This window comes from Tianxiuia mixotrophica (assembly GCF_050596425.1).
Taxonomy (GTDB): domain Bacteria; phylum Bacillota; class Clostridia; order Peptostreptococcales; family Acidaminobacteraceae.
In genome coordinates, this window is the sequence record NZ_CP192292.1 from 1,271,743 (window position 1) to 1,289,116 (window position 17,374).

Sequence of the window (17,374 nt, forward strand, 5' to 3'; positions counted from 1 at the left end):
TCTAGAAAGTGGTTAAAACTTGGCATAAACAAGTGATTTCAGACACCAATTTAACAAATTATGACCTCCACTTTTATAAATAGGGTAGGTAAACAGATAAGTTGTTTATAAATGTGTGATATATAGATGTGTGGTATATAATAGAAACAATTCGATGATTGATGTATAGAGTATAAGACTGGAAGGTTTAAAAATGAGTATACCTGTTCAAAAGAATGAATATATAGAGCTGGATATAGTGAGTCTTGGAGAAGCGGGCGAAGGCATTGGTCGTGTGGATGGTTTTACGATTTTTGTTCATGGGGCTGTTCCGGGAGATAAGGTGAAGGCCAAGCTGATAAAGGTCAAAAAAACCTATGCTGTGGGCAAACTAGATGAAGTCATAAAGTCATCTGAGGATAGAGTGGACCCGCCTTGTCCCTATGTGAGCCAGTGCGGTGGCTGTCAAATCCAGCATATTGATTACAAGGCCCAGCTTGCCTATAAAAGAGAATTTGTTCAGTCCGCTATGGACCGAATTGGCAAAATAGATGTTGAAGTTCTGCCAACCATAGGGATGGATGAACCGTTTCGGTATAGAAACAAGGGGCAGTACCCTGTAGGGGGCACAACAGACCAACCCAAAATTGGATTTTTCAAGGCCAGAACCCATGAAGTGATTGATGTGGATGTCTGTAGGTTACAATCCACTTCAGCGGACAAGGCCGTTAGCATAATAAGACAAGAACTGCCTAAGCTAGGATGGCCTATTTACAATGAGAAGACCCACAAAGGATTTTTACGCCATGTTCTCATACGGACAGCCCACAAAACAGGGGACATGATGGTTGTTTTCGTTGTGAAGGGCAACAAGTTACGAGGTGCCCAGCCCCTCATTGACAGACTGCTTGCTGAAGTGCCAGAAATAAAGAGCATTATACTTAATGAAAACAAGTCAAAGGGCAACCGCGTTCTTGGCTTTACCAATAAGACCATTTGGGGCAGTGACAAAATCACAGATTATATTAAAGACCTGTCTTTTGAAATATCACCACTATCGTTTTTTCAGGTCAACCCTGTCCAAACGGAAAAACTCTATAGCAAGGCACTAGAATATGCTGAACTAACAGGGGATGAAACCGTATTTGATATTTATTGTGGTATTGGCTCGATTTCTTTATTCCTCGCTCAAAAAGCCAAGCTGGTTGTGGGTGTTGAAATTGTGGAAGATGCTATTAAAGATGCCCAGGCCAATGCAAAACGCAATGGTTTTGACAACACAGACTTCCATACTGGAGCGGCTGAAACAATCATTCCTGAACTCTATAAAAAAGGCTATAAGGCCGATGTGGTCGTGGTTGATCCACCAAGAAAGGGTTGTGACGAAATCGTTCTTAAGACCATAGCTGACATGGCGCCAAAGCGGGTGGTTTATGTGTCCTGCAAGCCATCAACCCTAGCCAGAGACCTTCGTATACTGGAAGACCTAGGTTATAAAACGGTTAAAGTTCAGCCGGTTGATATGTTTGCTCATACTGGGCATGTGGAGACTGTTTGTGAACTTGAATTGAAAAAATAACATTAGAGAATAGAAAACTGACTGAGTCTAGTAAGCTCAGTCAGTTTTTGATTATATTTAGTCTCATTCGTATTTACGGCTTGAATTGATTTTCTAGAACCACCTACTTTTTCAAGGCAACAGGGCTTTCAATTGAATAAACATCATGCCTACGATGTGCAAGAAGAGGGAGTTCGGTTCGAACTTGTGAAACCAGAGCAAAGTCCAAATCAACAAGTAATATATCCTCGAATTGCTTTAACTGGTCAATGATTTCACCCCATGGAGAAACTACAATAGAATGTCCCCAAGAGGTGTAGCCTGTTGCAGAATTTCTTGCGGGTGCTACACCGAGTGTAAAGAGTTGATTATCGAGAGCTCTCGTTCTAAACAAGATGTCCCAATGACTCGGTCCGGTTGTCATATTGAAAGCAGCTGGAACAATGATAGCCTCAGCGCCTTTATCGACCATGATTCTAGAAAGTTCAGGGAACCTAAAATCATAGCATATACATAGCCCAAACTTTCCAAACTCGGTTGTGAAGACTGTAGGTTCATATCCAACGGAGAGCACATCAGATTCCTTAAAAGACTGCCCGTTTTCAACATCAATATCAAATAAGTGAATTTTTCTGTGCTTTGCTATTTGCTTTCCATTTCGATCGAATACGTAAGATGTGTTGTAAATTTGTCCATCTTTGTATTCCGGTACAGACCCTGCGACCAAATATACATTGTTTGTTTTAGCAGTATGACTTAATCGTTGCCATGTTACTCCGCCTTCAACTTCTGAGTATTCCTCGAACAAATGTGTTTGATAAGGGCAAAGAAACATTTCAGGCAAGATCACCATGTCAATTTTTTTATCGGATAAAGATGTTATAACTTGTTCTATTTTATCGATGTTTTCACGTTTGTTTTGAGAAACGTCAATTTGTAATGCTGCAATTCTCATTTTGGTCTCCTTTTGTTATTTCAGTTGGCCTCGACATTCCACGTTAACTTCATGGGCTACATATCCATTCTTAATAAAGTAAGCTGATTCATGAAGATTTACAACAGGACAGATATGATTGGGGATGATTTCAATTTTATCGCCCACAGAAACAGAATCTGAAAAAGATTTACTGTATATAATTGCGTGTTCATCAAACACGTCATAAATTGTGACACCATCAAATCCCTTAATGAGTCCTAGACCAGTTGTTGTACACATCCCTTTGTTTCTTCTTTGTGCGGTTAAACCTTTAGCGCCAACATCTAGTATGACACGCTCCTCCGTGGGTTTACTCATTACAGTTGCAAGGATAGTAGCTGCACACCTATCGTGACTCCCGAAAGCATTTCCTTGTGAAGCATCCATGAAAATATAAGTACCGGGTCGAATTTCAGTTATTCCATCCAAAATGGTAAAATCGTGCATGAGAGAGGGGGTGGAGCCGATACTCACTGTACTTATTTCAAAACCTAGTGATTTCGCAATCTCGACAAACTCAAGTGTTCTCTTTTGGCTTACCAGATGAATACCTTCTAAATCAATTAAATCTTTAGCACCATAAGAGTGACCATCATGAGAAAATATGCCTTTTAACTGGATGTGTTTACAGTCTTTTAGATGTAGAAGCAATTCTAAGAAATCACTTTTTTCTATAACGCCAGAACGTTCTTCACCAACTTCAATTTCTATTAGAACCTGAGCTGGAGTATCGGATTTTGAAAATACAGATTCTATCATTTTAGCTTGTGCAATACTATCTAGACCAAATGATATATCTACAGTCTTACTTAACGTCATAATGCGTTCTAGTTTTTTTATACCTACAATTTCATTTGCAATGAAAATGTCATTTATACCGTGAGCAGCCATGACTTCAGCTTCGCCAACTTTTGCGACAGCTATGCCTTGAGCGCCAAAATCCAGTTGTTTAAGAGCGAGCTTTGGGATTTTATGTGTTTTCGTATGCGGTCGTAGAGTCACCCCTTGGGCATCTGCGTATTTTTGCATTCTCATACAGTTGTCTGTGACTTTATCAATATCGATGAGTAGTGCTGGTGTATCTAAAAGTATTGATTTCATATTTAGTCCTCCTTACATATTGCGATTGCTTCTATTTCTACAAGACAGCCACCATGTAGTGTGTTTGATGGAACAACGACACGTGAAGGTTTATGTTCGCCGAAATACGCTGCATAAACTTTGTTAATTTCAGGCCAGTAAGCTACATCAGGTGTGTAAAGTCTGCACTGAATAACATCATCTTTTGTGGAACCAGCTGCATCTAATATAAGTTCAAGATTTTTCATTGCCTGCCATGCTTCTTCTACAATTTCCCCAGCACATTTACCTGTTTCGGGATTTACGGATAATTGACCTGAAATATATAGTAGTCCATTATGAACAACTCCCGGAGAGTAATGGCCTCCGTCTTTAGATGTAAACTGAGTGGTAATTTTTTTCATGATTGACCTCCATAGTCATACTTTTGATTGGCTATAAATTTATATTGCAAGTGATGTGCCAAGTTGTGAAAAAATTTGACTAAGGAAAGTGAAGTGATGGTATAACACTTGGAAATGGCGGATGATGTCAGAATATAAGTGATAAAAAAGATTGAGATGTTGATATTGTGGAACGCGTTAATTTGATATACAATCTAATTAAACGGGATGTGGTTAAAAGGCGAACGGGATAAACCCGTTAAGGATGGTGGCGTTGTGAAATATAATTTGAGTGTCATAACGAGGTTCTCATGGAGTTGTGAATTTCTTCAAAAGCAGTTGAACTATTTATTTGGAGAATTATTTAATGTAACTTGCCATTCGGCGAATACGACCCCAGTATTACCAATTTTTAATGCGGATCTTATTTTACTTCATGAACCATCAGCACTTGTCGATATGCAAAAGTACATTAAATGTGATTGTCCGCTGATATTGATGAGAAGAACAATTACATCCGAAGCATTGAAGGTACTAAAAAAAGTACCAGAGGGTGTATCTGCAGTGGTTGTTAATGCAACAGACTACATGGCACACGAAACCATGACGAATATTTACCAGCTTGGCATTAATAAAATTGAGCTTATACCTTGGGCGCCAGACAGTAAAAGGACATTCCCAGATGTGGACTATATCTTTACACATAGATTGTACGACTTTCTTCCTGAAACAGATAAGGAGACGATTATTCTTGGTAGTAGGGTAATTAATGCTGATGTAATTATGGATGTTCTGAGCTATTTTAGTGTTGATATGACGACAATAGATAAAGTATTTAGTAGGTATATTTCCATTGTTCCAAGTTTCATTAAGGGTGTACATTCATTACTGGAAAACAACAGGTTTTTATCAGCTCAGTGGAATCTGCTATATGACAAAATCAATCAGAGTGTCGCAGTAATCTCTTCAGATAATCACATCACCTCTTTTAATAGTCAGTTTGGTGATCTCATTAAACCTTTAGAGGGGCATTTTATTTCATTAGAAGAACTAATTACTTATAAACCTCAACTTTCAATTCTTAGAACAGAGGGTCAAATACATGATGAAGTTGTTGATATTCTTGGGAAAAAGCATATTTTGAACATCAACTTTTTAGATGTAGACAATAATAGACTAGGAAGAATTATAAGGCTTGAGCCATATAGCCAAATAGTTTCAACGCATCAGAGTGTGCATAAGAAAATTATAGGTGATGGTCATATTGCCAAATATAGTTTCGATGATATTATTGGGAAACATCAATCAATTGTAAATATTAAAGCGCTTGGTAAAAAGTTCGCTGAATCTGATTTGCCAGTTCTGATTTATGGTGAAAGTGGTACAGGGAAAGAACTTGTTTCCAGTACGATTCATAACCGATCTAACCGATCAGAGGCGCCATTTATTGCAGTGAACTGTGCGGGTATTCCAGATACTTTGTTAGAATCGGAATTTTTTGGTTATGAAGGATCAGCATTTACAGGAGCGAAAAAAGGCGGTTCAGTGGGACTCTTTGAAAAAGCCCATGGTGGTACATTGTTCCTAGATGAAATATCTGAACTACCTTATGCGTTGCAAGGGAAACTGCTCAGAGCAATTCAGGAAAAGGAAATTAGGAAGGTTGGATCGACCCAAACCATAAATGTCGACGTGAGGATTATTGCTGCATCTAACAGAAATTTAGAAAATATGATTGAAAGCGGAGTATTCCGAAACGATTTGTTCTTCAGACTAAATGTGTTTTCATTGACACTCCCACCTTTACGAAATCGATCTGGTGATGTTAGATTACTTTGCGATCGATATATGAAAGATAAGGGACGCACAGCGACAAAAGCATTCTACAAATTTGTTGAAAAATATGATTGGCCAGGAAATATTCGAGAATTACAAAATATTGTAGAATACATGAGTGTCGTTTGCGAAGGTGCATTCGATATAGCCTGCTTGCCAAGTTATATTAAAGATAAGGGAATTCTTAGCAGTTTATTTGAGACAAACTCTGGTGGTTTTGACAATATTCTGATTCTCAAATCAATAGCTGCGTGCAAGGAGATAGGCCAGAGTACAGGTAGGAGAAATTTAAGTGCTTATATTTCATCCTCATATTTCAACATTTCTGAAGCTGAGGTGAGAAAGGCTTTATCAGATCTTAATGAAAAAGGATTCATTACAATCAAGAAAGGACGAGGTGGATGTTCTTTAACCGACTTGGGCCGTAGGTATTTAGAACGGTATGACATTTAGGTTATTTTAGTGATCCATGATTGTGACAGAAGCAACCATAACCAATAACAACACTCCACACATGTGGAGACGTGCGTACAGCTAATTAGAATTTAGAATGGTTTCAAGACTTATATACCGTAGGAAAGTTAATTTTGCCAACCTGTTGCCAACGGAGATTTTACGCCGTTGGCAATTTTCTATTTTACCAAACAAATCGGATGTGTCAGATTTTATTAGTTGAGTGGGAACGCGTCTACCAGCAGAATTTTATGGTTTAAATTGGCAATTTAAAAAGTAAAATGCCCTAGATTCAGAGGTTAGAATCTAGGGCTATTTAGCGTATAAATAAGGTGAGCACAGAACTATTTCATTCAGAAAATGTTATAAAACATTTAATTACTCCTATAAGAAACCGAGAGGCTGCCCTCTCGGTTAAGTTTAAAATATGCAAAATATAAAACGCATTATTGGATAACTGGGAGATAACCGTTGTAAGCAAGTTTAGGATCAAATGGCACGTCTCTAACGACAGCCCATGTGTTGTAGCTGCTAGTCATAGAAGGGATTCTATGGAATTCAAAATGCAAGTGGATGCCAACGGTGCCTGAGTTAGACATAGTAGCAATCTTTTGACCTCTTGAAACATTATCACCAACGCTTACTAGAATAGAGTCTACGTGAGTGTAAACTGTTCGATAATAAGTTCCAGGAGCATTAAAATCAGCGCCGTCGTGATTTATGGCAACCACATTCCCATAGCCTTCATTGAATATACCCACAACTTTTCCTGATTGTGCAGCATAAACTGCTTGACCTTTCAACCCAGCCTTAGTTGGTCCGATATCGATGCCTCTGTGTGGTCTGGTACTTCCATTGCTATTCGTTCTCTTTGTTCCCCAATCACCATTTGTTACTATTCGTCTTGAAAGAGTGGGCCATGCGAAGTACGTTTGGTTTGGATTAAACTGGTACTCAGAGTTTGTAGGATAAGATCCTGCAAAAGTTGCTGATGATGCGATAATCATTGCCACTGATAGTACAAGTAGTGTTAAGCGTTTCATAAATAAGTCCCCCTTACTTCTGTGAACAGATGAATTCTAAAGAAAATAGAATTTACTAACCTTACATTTTGTTGATGAAATATTCATTTTTAGAAAATTCTGAAAAGTGAACAACTTCAAAATATCACATAATTTGGTTAAAAGGTTCAATAAATCATATTTAGACATCAAAGCATCACAATCGACAAAAAAGAGGGGATAAATTGATTTTCACTGGAAATACCGTGGTCCAGAAATTCCGCTTATGTGACCAAATGATAATGGATTTCCATTACATTTTTTTGAGGTTTAAGGTTACTTAATGGTCCTAAAGCAATCAAAATATTTCTGCAATCATTATCTTGACCATGCAAGGGTATGAAATCAAACCTGACCAAATCTCCACAAGTGATCATGTAAATAGGAGCAGACAACTGGTATAGTTAAAACATGAACCACGGTCATATAAAAATATATAAGCCATAAATTTTAGGAGGCCTCATGAAAACAAGTCGTGGAATGGAAACCTACAACAATATTCTTCAAGCCACAGAACAGCTCTTTGAAGAAAAAAGCGTTAGTAAAATTACAATCAATGATATTGTTCAGCGTACAGGCATTGCAAAGGGGACTTTCTATCTCTATTTTGATTCTAAGGAAGCCTTGGTTCTAACCTTTATGGAGGAAAAGTTCAAGTATGCTGACAAGTGGATGCAAGATATAACATCAAGGGGCTATAGGGATGAGGACATTTGTGAACTTATAGATTTTTTAGTCAACTTAGTTAAGAAGCATTTTAATATATTGAAAGTTATGCATAATGTTAGGTTTCAGGGCTTTATAGGCTTAAAACGACTGGAAGACATGTACATGAAAAAGTACCTTACCCCCTTTTCCCTATGGCTTGAAAAAGGTCGACTCGAAGGGGCGTTTCATATAAATGACGCACAGTTCATGGCAAATTATTTAATTGTTACTCTGCACGAAGTTTTTGACCGTGTTATAAGGGATGAGTTTCCCTTTTCTATAGATGATGTCGGCGACGAGCTCAAGCTGATCCTATTAAAGCTCCTCAAATAGATGATTTGCAAAATGTCATTCTAGTAATGCCGGTAATAGGAAGCACAATTTAAGAGCATTAAATTAGAAAGTTGGTAGAGGGTATGACAAGATTTAGTCAGTATATGGGCCAGAATCAAGACGTATTTGTAAATTGCTTAATATATAGTCAAACCGCGCCCAATGTTATTTTTATCATGACCCCCATCGGTTCGGTTGACCATGAACTTGCACTTGGAAATTACAGGCCACTGGTTGAAAAGGGTTTAAACGTTTTCGCTGTAGACCTCCCGGGCACTGGAAAGAGTTCCACGGGCACATTCACTTACGAGAATATTAAAGAGGCAATAAAATCTGTTGCGGCCTTTGTCATGAAAAATTATTCGGCACCAATACATTTATATGGTGGCACAGGCACAGGGGGCGTCATTGGACAGGCCCTAGCATCTGACCAAGACTTAGAGTTCTTTAAATCTTTTAGTCAGTTTGGCGTTGGTAATTATAAAGATCTTTCTATTTTAGGAAACGACTTATTTCTAAAACGAGCCTATCCTGTTCTTAAGCTGGTCGCAAACCTATATCCCAAGTATAAGGTGAAATTCAAAATTCCAAAGTATAAGGGGTATAATGCTGAGAAGGAAAACCAGTGGTACTTTGACACGATGAAGGCCCATCCAGGCATATTTGATTTGCCTTTAAAACTGGTGCACACCTTATTTTGGCTTCTGCTGGCAGAGGAAAGCCCGTTGAAAGACGGGCCAAAACCACCAACCCTTGTCATGGCATCAAGGCATGACCGTTATTTCAAGGAAGGGTATATTAATAGCTATTATAAGAGCCTTGGTTCAGAAAAAAAACTCCACTGGTTTCATGACAGCCACTGTATTTTTGTCTGGAACGCACAAGCGCTGGCAGACCAAGTGTATGATTGGATAGAATATACGAATAAGCGATAAAAGCCAACTATATTATTAGTTGGTTTTTTACCATTTTAGAACGAGTGAGGGTAATGCTGGATACATTAAAACTTCGAACTTCCATATAGAATATTATTAACCAATAATACTATTAATTTTTATGTTTTACAATTATTGTATTATATAGTATATTGACTACGGTACAATAACATATTTACGAGGAGGAAACATTGAAAAAATTTAAGCAGTTTATAACAGGATTAAGTTTAACAGCGCTTGTGGCTGTTTCTTTAGCTGGATGTACAGCAAGCAATCAAGCAAACCCAGAAGTTAATGCCACACAAAGCACAGACAAGCAAGAAGTGGTTGAACTAAACTACTATTCTCATTCAGATGAAAATGGGGAACGCCTTGCACTAATTGAAGCGTTTGAAAAAGAAAATCCAGGTGTTAAGGTCAATCTGGTTGAACTTCCAGCGGATACAAACAAGAAACTCAGCATGATTTCTACAACACTTCAAGCTGAGAACGCTTCACTAGATATTTTTGATGCAGATGTGACATGGGCTCCTATTTTTGCTTCGGCTGAGTGGGTGGAACCTCTAGATGACTATTTGACGCCAGAAGAAATGGACGCCTATTTACCAGGTGCCATGCTTGCCAACTATTATGAGGGAAAGCACTACGGCATACCATACAGAACAGATACAGGCATGCTTTATTACAGGAAAGACCTTTTGGAAAAATACAATAAACCTGTTCCAACAACATGGGATGAACTGACAGAAACCGCTAAATTTATCATGGACAATGAGGGTGGAAATATGTCAGGCCGTGCAGGGTCTTGGAAACAATACGAGGGCCTGACATGTAATCTAACTGAATTCATATGGAGTTATGGAGGTCGTGTTCTCGATGAGAATGGGAAGGTTGTGCTCAACTCAAAAGAGTCTGTTGCAGCCCTCAAAAGAATGACTGACATGGTTAATACAGATAAGATCACACCTGAAGGGGTTGTTACGTTTGGTAGCGGCGGTGCCAGAGCGGTATTCTTTGCAGGCGATATGGTCTTCTTAAGAGACTGGCCATCAGGCTGGAGTAAGTCGCAAAACACAGAAAAGTCAAAGGTTGTTGGCAAGGTAGGTATAGCGGCACTTCCTTCTGGATCTGACGACATGCAGAGCTACTCAACTCTTGGTGGATGGCAGGTTATGGTGTCTTCATTCTCAGAGCATAAGGAAGAAGCCATTGCCTTTGCCAAGTTCAGAGCGAGTGAGTATGCCCAAATTGAAATGGCTAAGCGGGTCAGCCACATTCCGAGTTTAAAGGGTCTTTATAGCAATGATGAAGTTTTAGAAGCCATGCCCTTTCTAGAACAAATGTATCCAGCCATTGCCAATGCCTATCCAAGACCAAAAACACCGTTTTACGCTGAGCTTTCTAACATTTTACAAGTGGAAGCTCAACAGGCGCTTATTGGCAACAAAACACCAGAACAAGCCATTCTTGATGCAGATGCGAGCATTAAGACTTTACTGGAACAATAGAATTGGTTCAAACACTGAAAATCAGCTAGTGAGGTATACCGCACTAGCTGAACTTCTATGTTTTGTGAATAGGAGAATGTAATGAAAAACAAAAAACGAAAAGAGATCATGGGTTACCTATTCCTAGTCCCAGCCATAATACTAATAGCTGTTTTTGTTATTTATCCAGTTCTAAACACCCTTTATCTAAGCTTTTTCAGCCTACGGATACAAACCCTATCACAAGGGGCAAAATTTGTGGGGCTTAGTAATTTTAAAAAAATACTAGGGGACAAGCAGTTCATGACATCCCTGGTGTTTACCCTAAAGTTCACTTTTATTGCAGTGTTTCTAGAAACCATAGTGGGATTCTTCTTCGCATCGATCATGAATAAGAGCTCTAAGATTCAAGGTCTTATTCGAACAGCAATTTTAATCCCGTGGGCCATACCGACCATTATTTCCGGTTTGATGTGGCAGTTTATGTACAGTCCGCAGTACGGCATCATCAATCATTTGCTCATTCAATTTTCCCTTATTAAAGAAGCCATACCTTGGCTTTCAGAGGCTTCGTGGGCAATGGTTGCAGTTATTATAGCAGATGTTTGGAAAACAACCCCCTACATGTCCCTGCTTATACTGGCTGGCCTTCAAACTGTTCCAAGTCATTTAACCGATGCGGCCGCCATAGATGGGGCAGGGAAGATTGAGTCTTTCTTCTATATAACTCTTCCTATTATAAAACCTGTTCTAATGGTTGCGGTCCTATTTCGTGTGCTGGCAACCTTTAGAATATATGACCTTATTGTTGTGTTAACAAATGGAGGGCCTGCCAACCAAACATCGAGTTTATCCCTTTATACCATCAACACTTACTTCAATTTCGGAAACATAGGGTATGGATCGGCACTGGCAACGGTGACATTCATAATATCCCTTTTGATAAGCATGCTATTTCTGAATGTCCTTAAGACGAAAATTCAGGAGGCTGAATAAATGAAAAAAATAAAAAATAGCCTGTATATGATGGTTCTTGTTTTCTTTTTAATTCTTATTTGCTTTCCTTTTCTATGGCAGGCCATTAGCTCTTTTAAGACACAAGTGGATTTATTCAGCATTCCCCCAACCATTTGGCCATCAAAACGGACCCCTGAAAACTATGTTGACGTTTTTACCAGACAACCCTTTCTTTTATACATAAAGAACAGTTTTATCATAGCCAGTCTATCAACGCTCCTGTGTATAACAGCGGGGTCTATGGCCAGTTATTCACTGTCACGGACACAGATAAAGGGCAAGAAACTCTTTTTAATTTGTCTGCTTTCCATCACACTCTTGCCCCCTATTTCAATTGTTAATCCAGTGTATAGGCTCATGCAGTCCTTTAATCTACTCAACACTTACACAGGTCTTATACTGATTAATGCAACCATGCAACTGCCTATGACAGTTTGGTTCTTACAGGGATTTTTTCAAAACATCCCAGCATCCCTTGAAGAAAGCGCTGAAATGGATGGGGCAAGTATCTTTCAAATATTCTACAAAATTATCCTGCCAGTGGTTGCACCAGGCATTTTCACAGTCAGTATTCTGGTTTTTATCGGTGCATGGAACCAGTATTTATTTGCTCAAATTCTAAATCCTCTTAAAGTTAGAAGAACCATTACAGTGGGGATTATGCTTTACCAAACAGATTATACTATTCCATGGGGAACCTTAACTGCGGCGTCTATTGTTGTAACTGTCCCCCTCATAGTTCTTGTTTTAGCCATGCAAAAGCGGATTGTTTCTGGTCTGCTTGATGGAGGAACCAAGGAGTAGGAATAGATATGGAATGAAAGAGAGAAGCACTCATGAAAGTGGATATGTCATCCACTTACATGAGTGCTTATTTATTGATAGTATGGTTTGAACAATGTAAAAACCCCAGAAGATTTTCTTGTGGTTATTCCAAAGACAACGATATTGTTAGATGTACTCATGTCTCACTCTTTAACGAGGATATCATCTGTTCATTAAAAAATATATCTGTAAATAGTGTAAAACTGAATAAAAATAAACATGGAGTAGACAAGCACGTATAGAAGAATCTTGGTCCGATATGCTTCAAGCAAATGCGGGAGGATTATAACCAAGATCATAAGATTATAAAAGACAAAACTAGCATTTAAATTATCCTTGTAAAAAAAGTAAATACATATGGCTGAGGAGGAGAAAGATAGGGCCAGTTGCTGTTTTTTATAACGTGTCATAGGTGTGTCTCCTTTACGTGAAAATTTTGTTCTAGTCAAGGATCAATTTGTAAAGAGAATAGTGAGGCGTTTCCATTTGAGAGGGTCTTGCAAAATAGCATTTAGGAGTCCTTGGCATACCAAGTATAGATATTTGTGAACCCAATATTCTATATTTGGTTTAGCGATGAGGTGGATCAATAGTTTTAAAAGCGCCTGAGTTAATTGAATGGTAACATAATTTTGAGTGTGATGTGGGAAAATATGATAAAATAAGTTCAAAATGGAATTTCGGTATTTGAACGTATCACATGAAATCGACAGATGGGATATGAAAAGGAGAAAAGTCAATATGGGAAACCCAAGAAGAATTAAGGCTGCAGACCACTTAGTAGAGAAACACCAGTTATCAACAGATCCACCACCACCAGGCTCATTGTTTTGGAAACTGTGGGACTCCAGCAAAGACATTGCACAGAAGGCTTTAGAAACTGACTTTTTAAAGGGGCTCAAAAGAGGAGACCTAGATCCAGTCAAATTTGGGGCCTTTAATGTAAGTGACGCCTACTATTGTTTTAAGGGAACAGACTACTATGAAGCCGCCGTAAAACACGCAGACAATCCTGTTTTGAAGGACTTTCTACTGGAAAAGGTGCAAAGCTATGTGGACTATAACGAACGTTTTCACGAGACCTGGTTTATTAAAGATGCCAGCAGCATAGTGCCACCACCGATATGTGAAGAATACAGTGCCTTTGAATCCCGTATTTCAAATGAAGAAGACCCCATATACACACTGATTCTTATGTTGCCTTGTGAATACTTGTGGGCATGGCTTAGTGAGGAAATGCTTCCAGCTGAGCCGACAAATATTTATGGGAACTGGATAAAAGAAAATGATATTCCCTTTATTGGGTATGCCATGGGCAACTTTCTTGATGAATATTTAAAAGAAGACCCAAAGGCCATTGATGAAGACAAGGCTGTTAAAATTTATAAACAAGCCATGGAGTATGAGTATAAGTATTTTCTGAGTGCGACAGAGTAAGTGAACGCTGTTTAATCTACCACATTTAAAAAATACATGAATGAAAAGCCCATTAATGCGTAAATATAGATAAGTGCATATTGTTAGCATATTCACAAAGGTTGAATCTCAAGGATTCAACCTTTGTTTTGCAATGAAAACTGGACTAGGTCCTTAAACCTACAATAATTGAAATATTTTGTTTAATATATCAATATTTTGTCACAAAAAAGGTTATAATAAGGCCAAGAGGTGATATTTTGAAGAAAAAGAGAATAATTCCCATTAACTATATAAATCTTGCTGTGGTCCTGACCGTGACACTTGTTATAGCTATTTTGACCCAGAACATTATAAGTGAACTCACAATAAGAGACATAAAAAATGTCACACGTCTCACATATACAAATATTTATGCAGAAATCACCCAAGAGCTTGCAGAACCAGTGAACACATCTGTTGTAATGGCTCAAAACACCCTGCTCTTTGACTTCATGGATGAAGACACACCTGAAACAGAGTCAAAACTGGCTGAGTACCTGTCTGCCATACAGGAGGTAACGGGCTATGAGTCAGTTTTTGTTATACCAGATAGCACCTTAAGTTATTATCACCCCGGTGGAACAGATGCCAAGGTGGATCTTGAAAGTGATGATGCCTACTGGTACACAGCTAGAATTGACGCAAAAGATTATTACGGACTTGTTGTCAATACAGAACAGCTTGATGACTTGGCCCTAACCATCTATGTGGATGCAAACATCAATGATAAAAATGGGAATTTTGCTGGTATTGCTGGGGTTGGTAAGCGAATTATCCACCTTCAAGACATATTGACAAGCTACTTAGAAAATCAAGGTGTTGAAGCGTATATAGTAAAAGATAATGGTCTTATTATGGTTCATAAGGACAACGACATTATTAAGAACACATCCTTTTATGACTTAGAAAATATCCCAAATGATGCCATTGATATTCCATCCAGTCAAGAGAAACCCCTTGAGAAAATGATCGACGAAAGGTTTTACATCATCCACCATATTCCTATGATTGATTGGTATTTGGTGGTGAAAAAAAGCACCTCTGAATTAACAGGCACCTTGAGTCAATATAGCATCCAGATCATAACAGCTTTGGTTTTGGGAGCCATGATCATTCTCATAGTCACCAATTATGCAATATCCATGTATAAGAATCAGATCATCAGCCTATCGAATATTGACCATTTGACAGACATACCCAATCGAACTATTTTTGAAAGCAATTTAAGCGAGGCCTTAAGAAACACCCATATTCAAAGATTTTCGCTGGCCCTTTTTGATCTTGATAACTTAAAACACATTAACGATAGTTTGGGACATGACAAGGGGGACTATACCCTAAAGCTTATTTCTGAATTGGCAACAGATTTATTTGATAGCCCTGACTGCGTTTCAAGAGTAGGGGGAGATGAATTCGCTGTGATACTTTATAGACCAATCCATGAGGCTCAGAGTCTACTCGAAGACTTTCAAAATAGGATTAAAACAAACATCAATCTTCAAAAAATAGGGGCGACAGTTAGTGTTGGTATAACTGAAAGCAAAACAACAGATACGGAAACGGATATTTATAAAAGAGCAGATGAAGCCCTTTATAGGTCAAAGAAGACAGGTAAAGATAAAATTCATATTTCATAAAAAAGCACCTCGGATTCATAAGATTGTCTAAGGTTAGCCCTAGTCTAAAACGCTAGGGCTTTTATGATGCCTAAGTATATATAGTATGATGGTGACAGCAGTTTAGACTTTATTGGGGCAGATACTCTATAAAATAGGTGTATATTTAGTCTTTTAGACCACTGAAATTTGGGTATATGTATGTATCGGTTAAAGGAGGGAACCATGAGAAAAATAATATTTTTATTAATGATGGCTGTTATAAGCCTTAGTCTCATAAGTTGCAGTATAAACGAGGAAGAAAGCATTTTGAGCAAGGAAAAACCAATCACGGTGACTGTCTGGCACTACTATAACAGAACGACAAAAGAGGCATTCGATGCCTTGGTTAGTGCTTTTAATGACACAGTTGGTATGGAAAAAGGAATTGTTGTCGATGCAAAAAGTCAAGGGGATGTCAATCAGTTGGCTGAGGCAGTATTTGATGCGGCCAGTCAGTCTATTGGGTCAATGCCCCTGCCAGATATTTTCGCTTCTTATCCTGACAATGCATTTCGTGTTCATGAAATCGTTCCACTTGTTCCGCTATCAGAGTATTTTTCTGAAGATGAGCTTGCTGCTTATCGCTTGGAGTTTTTAGAGGAAGGACAATTTATTACAGACAATAAGTTTTATATTATGCCCATTGCAAAATCATCTGAGAACTTATATGTCAATAAGACAGCTTGGGAGACATTTGCCAAAGAACATAACTTCACCACCGATGACCTGAGCACGTGGGAGGGAATATACAATGTTGCACAGACCTATTATAATGAAAGTGGAAAGGGTTTTTATGGTCTGGATGCACTGGCAAACTACATCATCGTTTCATCGAAACAACTAAACGAACCTCTTTACACCTATTCAGAAGATGGTACCGCACAGTTTCATATAAGTGAAAAACTTGGTAAGAAAATATGGAATTATTATTATAGACCCCACATACAGGGCTACTATATCAAGTCAGGGCGGTTCAGTTCTGATGATGCCAAAACTGGGGCAGTGCTCTCTTATACTGGTTCAACCGCAGGTGCCCCGTATTTCCCTAAAAATGTTGTTGTCGATGAAGATCAAACCATGCATATTGAACCTTTAGTGCTTCCTTATCCGTATTTTGAAAATGGAGATAAGGTTTCCATACAGCAGGGGGCAGGCATGTCTATCACTAGAAGTGACAAGGCCCATGAATATGCATCAGCTCTATTTTTAAAATGGTTCACTCAGACAGAGAACAACCTGAGATTTGCAGTTTCAACAGGGTATTATCCATCAAAAAATGAAGCACTTGATGGAGAAAAAATATTAGAAGTGGCACAATTAAATGATGCCACTCAGGGTGCAATCATCGAGTCTATTAAGGCTTCGACCGTCATGTTTAATGAATATAAGTTATATAACAACAAACCCTTTAAGGGAAGTTATAAGATGCGCGTGTTGCTGGACACATTCTTACTTGAAAAAATTCAGTCAGATCTGATTTTACTGGAACAAAGGGTTGAGTCTGGTGAGAACAGAGAGGCTGTTATTGAAAGTATGACTTCAGAAAGCGCCTATAATAAGTGGATGGAAGAGTTGTCGGCTGAGGCGGATAAAATTCTGAGAAATGTGGGAAATGAGTAGCTATGTT

The 17,374-nt window shown here is 38.5% G+C and carries 14 protein-coding genes; 10 read left to right on the forward strand and 4 right to left on the reverse strand.

The window, feature by feature from the left end; translation table 11 throughout:
- Positions 1-193 precede the first annotated feature (193 nt).
- Entirely contained in the window at positions 194-1,558 is a 1,365-nt protein-coding gene (gene rlmD / locus ACQ4KW_RS05605; RefSeq protein WP_430885551.1) for a 23S rRNA (uracil(1939)-C(5))-methyltransferase RlmD, read from the forward strand.
- Positions 1,559-1,661: 103 nt separating this feature from the next.
- On the opposite strand, the gene ACQ4KW_RS05610 is transcribed toward rlmD, so the two are convergent.
- From ACQ4KW_RS05610 to ACQ4KW_RS05620, 3 genes are read right to left on the reverse strand one after another with little or no spacing between them, the layout of a single operon-like run.
- Positions 1,662-2,492 carry a carbon-nitrogen hydrolase family protein gene (locus ACQ4KW_RS05610; RefSeq protein WP_430885552.1) on the reverse strand — a complete coding sequence of 277 codons (831 nt, stop codon included), beginning with the start codon at positions 2,490-2,492 and terminating at the stop codon, positions 1,662-1,664.
- A 15-nt stretch (positions 2,493-2,507) separates the two neighbouring features.
- Positions 2,508-3,614 (reverse strand): D-TA family PLP-dependent enzyme, encoded by a 1,107-nt coding sequence (locus ACQ4KW_RS05615; protein WP_430885553.1) that lies wholly within the window; start codon positions 3,612-3,614, stop codon positions 2,508-2,510.
- A 2-nt stretch (positions 3,615-3,616) separates the two neighbouring features.
- Positions 3,617-3,997, reverse strand: a complete 381-nt coding sequence (locus ACQ4KW_RS05620; RefSeq protein WP_430885554.1) for a RidA family protein — start codon at positions 3,995-3,997, stop codon at positions 3,617-3,619.
- A gap of 207 nt (positions 3,998-4,204) precedes the next feature.
- Between ACQ4KW_RS05620 and ACQ4KW_RS05625 the strand changes: the two genes are divergently transcribed.
- Positions 4,205-6,265 (forward strand): sigma 54-interacting transcriptional regulator, encoded by a 2,061-nt coding sequence (locus ACQ4KW_RS05625; RefSeq protein WP_430885555.1) that lies wholly within the window; start codon positions 4,205-4,207, stop codon positions 6,263-6,265.
- Between the two features lie 446 nt (positions 6,266-6,711).
- On the opposite strand, the gene ACQ4KW_RS05630 is transcribed toward ACQ4KW_RS05625, so the two are convergent.
- A complete protein-coding gene (locus ACQ4KW_RS05630) occupies positions 6,712-7,308 on the reverse strand; it encodes a M23 family metallopeptidase (protein ID WP_430885556.1) in 597 nt (198 codons plus the stop codon).
- 480 nt (positions 7,309-7,788) lie between these two features.
- Between ACQ4KW_RS05630 and ACQ4KW_RS05635 the strand changes: the two genes are divergently transcribed.
- The 8 genes from ACQ4KW_RS05635 (at position 7,789) to ACQ4KW_RS05670 (ending at position 17,367) form a co-directional block, all read left to right on the forward strand.
- Positions 7,789-8,367: a TetR/AcrR family transcriptional regulator gene (locus ACQ4KW_RS05635; RefSeq protein ID WP_430885557.1), complete on the forward strand. Its 579-nt coding sequence runs from the start codon at positions 7,789-7,791 to the stop codon at positions 8,365-8,367.
- Positions 8,368-8,450: 83 nt separating this feature from the next.
- Entirely contained in the window at positions 8,451-9,302 is an 852-nt protein-coding gene (locus ACQ4KW_RS05640; RefSeq protein ID WP_430885558.1) for a serine aminopeptidase domain-containing protein, read from the forward strand.
- A gap of 191 nt (positions 9,303-9,493) precedes the next feature.
- Positions 9,494-10,810: an ABC transporter substrate-binding protein gene (locus tag ACQ4KW_RS05645; RefSeq protein WP_430885559.1), complete on the forward strand. Its 1,317-nt coding sequence runs from the start codon at positions 9,494-9,496 to the stop codon at positions 10,808-10,810.
- A gap of 81 nt (positions 10,811-10,891) precedes the next feature.
- Positions 10,892-11,785 carry a carbohydrate ABC transporter permease gene (locus tag ACQ4KW_RS05650; RefSeq protein WP_430885560.1) on the forward strand — a complete coding sequence of 298 codons (894 nt, stop codon included), beginning with the start codon at positions 10,892-10,894 and terminating at the stop codon, positions 11,783-11,785.
- Positions 11,786-12,610 carry a carbohydrate ABC transporter permease gene (locus ACQ4KW_RS05655; RefSeq protein WP_430885561.1) on the forward strand — a complete coding sequence of 275 codons (825 nt, stop codon included), beginning with the start codon at positions 11,786-11,788 and terminating at the stop codon, positions 12,608-12,610.
- Positions 12,611-13,372: 762 nt separating this feature from the next.
- A complete protein-coding gene (locus ACQ4KW_RS05660; protein ID WP_430885562.1) occupies positions 13,373-14,068 on the forward strand; it encodes a hypothetical protein in 696 nt (231 codons plus the stop codon).
- Between the two features lie 239 nt (positions 14,069-14,307).
- Positions 14,308-15,726, forward strand: coding sequence for a diguanylate cyclase domain-containing protein (locus tag ACQ4KW_RS05665; RefSeq protein WP_430885563.1), 1,419 nt, complete (start codon positions 14,308-14,310; stop codon positions 15,724-15,726).
- Positions 15,727-15,930: 204 nt separating this feature from the next.
- Positions 15,931-17,367 (forward strand): extracellular solute-binding protein, encoded by a 1,437-nt coding sequence (locus ACQ4KW_RS05670; RefSeq protein WP_430885564.1) that lies wholly within the window; start codon positions 15,931-15,933, stop codon positions 17,365-17,367.
- Positions 17,368-17,374: the final 7 nt, after the last annotated feature.

Excerpts from the sequence above, each read along its gene's own strand:
- rlmD (WP_430885551.1), top strand. The coding sequence starts at position 194 with ATGAGTATACCTGTTCAAAAGAATGAATATATAGAGCTGGATATAGTG.
- ACQ4KW_RS05610 (WP_430885552.1), bottom strand. The coding sequence starts at position 2,492 with ATGAGAATTGCAGCATTACAAATTGACGTTTCTCAAAACAAACGTGAA.
- ACQ4KW_RS05615 (WP_430885553.1), bottom strand. The coding sequence starts at position 3,614 with ATGAAATCAATACTTTTAGATACACCAGCACTACTCATCGATATTGAT.
- ACQ4KW_RS05620 (WP_430885554.1), bottom strand. The coding sequence starts at position 3,997 with ATGAAAAAAATTACCACTCAGTTTACATCTAAAGACGGAGGCCATTAC.
- ACQ4KW_RS05625 (WP_430885555.1), top strand. The coding sequence starts at position 4,205 with ATGTGGTTAAAAGGCGAACGGGATAAACCCGTTAAGGATGGTGGCGTT.
- ACQ4KW_RS05630 (WP_430885556.1), bottom strand. The coding sequence starts at position 7,308 with ATGAAACGCTTAACACTACTTGTACTATCAGTGGCAATGATTATCGCA.
- ACQ4KW_RS05635 (WP_430885557.1), top strand. The coding sequence starts at position 7,789 with ATGAAAACAAGTCGTGGAATGGAAACCTACAACAATATTCTTCAAGCC.
- ACQ4KW_RS05640 (WP_430885558.1), top strand. The coding sequence starts at position 8,451 with ATGACAAGATTTAGTCAGTATATGGGCCAGAATCAAGACGTATTTGTA.
- ACQ4KW_RS05650 (WP_430885560.1), top strand. The coding sequence starts at position 10,892 with ATGAAAAACAAAAAACGAAAAGAGATCATGGGTTACCTATTCCTAGTC.
- ACQ4KW_RS05655 (WP_430885561.1), top strand. The coding sequence starts at position 11,786 with ATGAAAAAAATAAAAAATAGCCTGTATATGATGGTTCTTGTTTTCTTT.
- ACQ4KW_RS05660 (WP_430885562.1), top strand. The coding sequence starts at position 13,373 with ATGGGAAACCCAAGAAGAATTAAGGCTGCAGACCACTTAGTAGAGAAA.
- ACQ4KW_RS05670 (WP_430885564.1), top strand. The coding sequence starts at position 15,931 with ATGAGAAAAATAATATTTTTATTAATGATGGCTGTTATAAGCCTTAGT.